Raw genomic sequence first — 4047 nt, forward strand, 5'->3', positions numbered from 1 at the left:
TAATTTTAACGGTGATTTCTTGATTGTTTCCTCGATTAACTAGTCGGCTTTGTGTTTCTAGGGCGTTAGCTTTTCACAACCGGGGTCTTAAAAAGATCATTCAAGGCTTCAGACATTGTTGGATGAGTATAGATCATGTCGCGTAATCTTTCGTAAGGTAATTTGGCCTTCATTGCCAATGCAATTAGATTGATGGTTTCATGAGCCTCAGCGGCATACAATGTTGCCCCTAAAATAAGGTGTGTTTTTTGATCAACGATTACCTTATAAAGCCCGCGTTGATCCTCCAAGACACGGGCCTTTGGAATCGCCTTGACTGATAGCTTGAAGGTTTGTAAATCATAACCTGCACTCTTAGCTTGACGTTCATTTAAGCCGACGTTAGCCAGTGGTGGATTTAGGAACGAAGCAGCCGGTATCACCATTCGATCGGCCGTTGAGCGATCCCCCTTATCAAACAATTGATCTACAATAATACGAAAATCATCCAATGAGACATAAGTGAACATAGGACCGCCATTAACGTCGCCCAAAGCCCAAACGTTTTGTACTGTGGTCCTTAAATGATCATCGACCTGAATAGCACCACGACTGGTTAAAGCAATATCGGTATTTTCTAGCCCTAAACTATTTATATTAGGCCGTCGACCGACTGCAACCAATACCGCATCAAATTTCGCAGTGTTGGTTTGATCACCTTGTTGATAATATAATGTAACCTTCTCACCATTATCTTTTACTTGAGTTAGTTGAGTCGCCGGTTTAATCTCGATCCCTGCGTCAGTCAGATCTGCTACGACCTCGGTCGCAATATCAGGATCTTCGCGCTCTAACAATCTGGTATGTTGGTCGAAAATCGTTACATGCGTACCAAAGGAATTAAACATTCCAGCAAATTCAAGGCCAATATAACCGCCACCAATAATTGCTAGTCGTTTCGGTTGTTTCTCCAATTCCATAGCTTCTTTAGACGTAAAAATCCGCTGACTAAATTCTAACCCTGGGATTGATGGCCAATTTGGAACTGCTCCAGTATTAATAAAGATACGTTCACCTCTCACCTTCTTAGTCGTTCCATCACTCATTACGACTGCCAAAACATAATTGTCGATAAAACGGGCTGACCCATCCCAAACCGTTGCTAGTGGCTCATCAGCCACCATGTGATAGTTTTTGTTTCGCAACTGTCTAGTCATCTCACCACGCTTATTAACTGCTGTAGTGAAGTCCACGCCACGTTGGCCATTAAAAATTAAATTTTTAGATGGTAGGCAGCCAACATTGATGCAAGTTCCTCCGTACATTTGTTTAGACCGTTCAATCAGAAGCACGGTCTCATCATGCTGCGCCAAGTACTTAGCTAATGTCTTACCCGCCTTACCAAATCCAATAATAATATTTTTAAATTTATCCATTGTTTTACCCGCCTTTTACTAGTCATTTGTTATTGCACTTATTATAAGTAATTAAAGCGTCAAAAGCAATTTATATGCTCAACTACCTATTTATCTGACTTGACTTTATAGTCATCATTTCACCATCTTATTTGTCTTTTACCATAGTTTTCCCTCTAGTAGCTGATTTTATGACCTTCTTTACTTTTATAATCGTACTGTCTGGTAGGGTTTGCGCCCGCTCTTGGACCGCCCTACTGGACGCTTGTTATTTCCCATTGCAGCAGTATTATTAGCCTTGCTTGCTGACCTTGCTAGTGTTGTAGCTTTCCTTTGCTGTCAAGAGCAGTTTTATTGCTCTTGGTTGATTTTTAACTTCCCTGTATAATGGATTGAGCAAAAAGTTTTAAGGGCGGTGGTTGTCTTTTTACTTGTGAGGTGAGGCCCATGGGAACATGGAATAATCTTCAGGAAGGTTGCACAGTCAATGAGCGTCTTTCAGACACTCTCGTTGATGTTGCTGTTTGGCACGTTTTTAATCGCGCTTCTCAGCTATATCGACAAGCACCACAAATAAAAAAGCCGCACCGATCATAACTTTGGCGAGTTACGGGACGACATTATCGTTTAGTTAACTAATGCCACCGCCTTTGAAGCGGCTTGCGCGGGAAGTCCTATTTTCGGCGGGACTTCCTTTTTCTGTTTATATTATAGCATGACCTTTAAAAACTGGCTAACGCTTTAAACTTTGATCAAATTCGGATTTGGGTTGTTTGATTGATGAATTTTCTTCAGTAAATGCTTGCAGCTGTTTTTGTGTTCGATTAGTGATTTCATGGTGTATATCATTTAGTTTATTTTTTAGTTCTGATTTTTGTTGTGGGTTCCTTGCTTGCTGAACTTGTTGTTGCAAGCTTTGATATGACTGATTAAGCGCTCGGGCTGATAGCTTTTTATTTTACATTTAAATTACAAGTGCATACCCCCATCTTCATGCCGATTACGGGTTTGGTGTTGCCGCTGCTTTTTCGTCATTGCCCACTCGGTCTCTTTTAAGCCACGTAGCTGCTGCTTTCTTAGATAGTCTGTATTTTTCGCATATAAAATGGTCACTAAGGCTTCGTCCAAAATATTCATCAGGTAATTTTGGGGGCTAGTCGGGTAATAATTAATGGCCTGATAGTCCTTAATTTGGTCTTGCTTATATTGATCAAATCGTGTTGTCTGTTGTTTCAAACGGGCTTGCACCATTTCAATTTGTTTGTGATCCAACTTAGGATCTTGGCCACATTCGCCAATAAACAGTTGCCGGGTGCCATCATGTTTTAAGACCCGTTGCAGTCGATGATCCTGAATATCTTTTAATTCCATTTTACCTAACAGGTAATTCAAACCGGCTTGGTGTTGCTGACTAGTAAAGACGACCGGTGGCTGCTGTTGTAATTGACTAAGATCATCGGCGCTTAATGGCTTTAATTCTGGGTCATAGTAAACCACAGCGGTATAGATTTGCTCCTTATCAATCGTCTCTAGCTTATCGAGGTCACTGTCCGGAAAAGCAGTCGTTAGAATGCTGTCGTATTGGGTTTGCACCACGGCTTTAACTTCCCGAATGACCCGTAAATCTTTGACCGCTTTAGAAATGAATTCGAGTTCGTTAGGTTGATAAGCGGCTAGTATGCCCCGATCAGTATGCTTCAAATCGTCTAACTGGTGACCATGTTTGGCTAGTACCGTGGTTAATTGCTTCTCAATTGTTTGGGCCTGCTGATTAACTAACTGCCAGCTGGTATATGGCCGCTTGGTAAACGTCAATAATTGCTGGGTTAATAAGTCACTTCGAATATCCGCTAACCGTTCTGCTAATTCGCTACCCTTAAAAATCGTTTGTTCACTATTAGTTTCTTTAATCAGTTCCCGTCGTTCAGCGGCGGTTGTCTGTTCAAAATTAAGTTCCGGATAAAGCTTTTTCGTTGCTCGTTCCACCACTTTATTTAACAACTGGTTAGCTTGTGCTAGTGATGTCGTTTGCTGGTCAATAGTCAGCAGTTGTTGAGTTACATCTTCACCAATGGCATGTTTGATTAATAAGCTGTTTTTCCAATTAAACAGCATGCGCTGTTTATCATCTAAATGTTCTAAATCGACATAGGCTTTCAATTGCTGACTTAGATGACTAATTGTGTGTTTTTCAGAGAACGATAGCTCGTCAGTTAACGCATCAAAATGTTCATGATTTCTTATCTTTTCGTCAAGATTATGATATTTAGCTTGGGCGTTTCTTTGCGCGCTAACTTGTTGATTAAATGCTTTTCGATTTTTTCTTTGGCTGTTAATGCCTTCGTGTTGGGTAGGTGTCTCTTGAATCCCTTGATCGACAAATGATTTTTCACTAATCCGATCCGGAATATTTTTTTGTGCTAAAGACTGATTAACACTTGTTGCCCAATTATGCCGCCACTCATTAATTTTTTCCTTTTTATCCCAATCAACCAACCAAATTTTTCTTTGTTTTGGAAACCCGCTTTTGGTTAAAAGTTGCTTGCCATTTTCATCTTTAATGTACTGCGTCTTTGCTTTTAATCCCCAACTACCATCGGGGTTAAATGGGCGATTGGTTAACATCACATGTGCATGCGGATTGTCTGGGTGA

General features: G+C 40.7%; 3 protein-coding genes and 1 pseudogene. 1 reads left to right on the forward strand and 3 read right to left on the reverse strand.

What is annotated here, in order from left to right:
• Positions 1-65: 65 nt before the first annotated feature.
• Positions 66-1415 (reverse strand): FAD-dependent oxidoreductase, encoded by a 1350-nt coding sequence (locus LKE01_RS11500; RefSeq protein ID WP_095339585.1) that lies wholly within the window; start codon positions 1413-1415, stop codon positions 66-68.
• Between the two features lie 493 nt (positions 1416-1908).
• Between LKE01_RS11500 and LKE01_RS12375 the strand changes: the two genes are divergently transcribed.
• Positions 1909-1971, forward strand: coding sequence for a putative holin-like toxin (locus LKE01_RS12375; RefSeq protein ID WP_222843308.1), 63 nt, complete (start codon positions 1909-1911; stop codon positions 1969-1971).
• Positions 1972-2127: 156 nt separating this feature from the next.
• On the opposite strand, the pseudogene LKE01_RS12380 reads toward LKE01_RS12375, so the two are convergent.
• Together LKE01_RS12380 and LKE01_RS11515 are read right to left on the reverse strand one after the other, a co-directional pair.
• Positions 2128-2349: pseudogene (locus LKE01_RS12380) on the reverse strand (LtrC-like protein); the annotation flags it as partial.
• Between the two features lie 14 nt (positions 2350-2363).
• A partial coding sequence (locus LKE01_RS11515; RefSeq protein ID WP_146979250.1) for a MobA/MobL family protein occupies positions 2364-4047 on the reverse strand: 1684 nt, incomplete at its 5' end.

The organism is Lentilactobacillus kefiri, assembly GCF_007989105.1.
Lineage (GTDB): Bacteria > Bacillota > Bacilli > Lactobacillales > Lactobacillaceae > Lentilactobacillus > Lentilactobacillus kefiri.

What these genes read in the sequence shown, in the direction of transcription:
- LKE01_RS11500 (WP_095339585.1), bottom strand. Translation starts at nt 1,415, where the DNA reads ATGGATAAATTTAAAAATATTATTATTGGATTTGGTAAGGCGGGTAAG.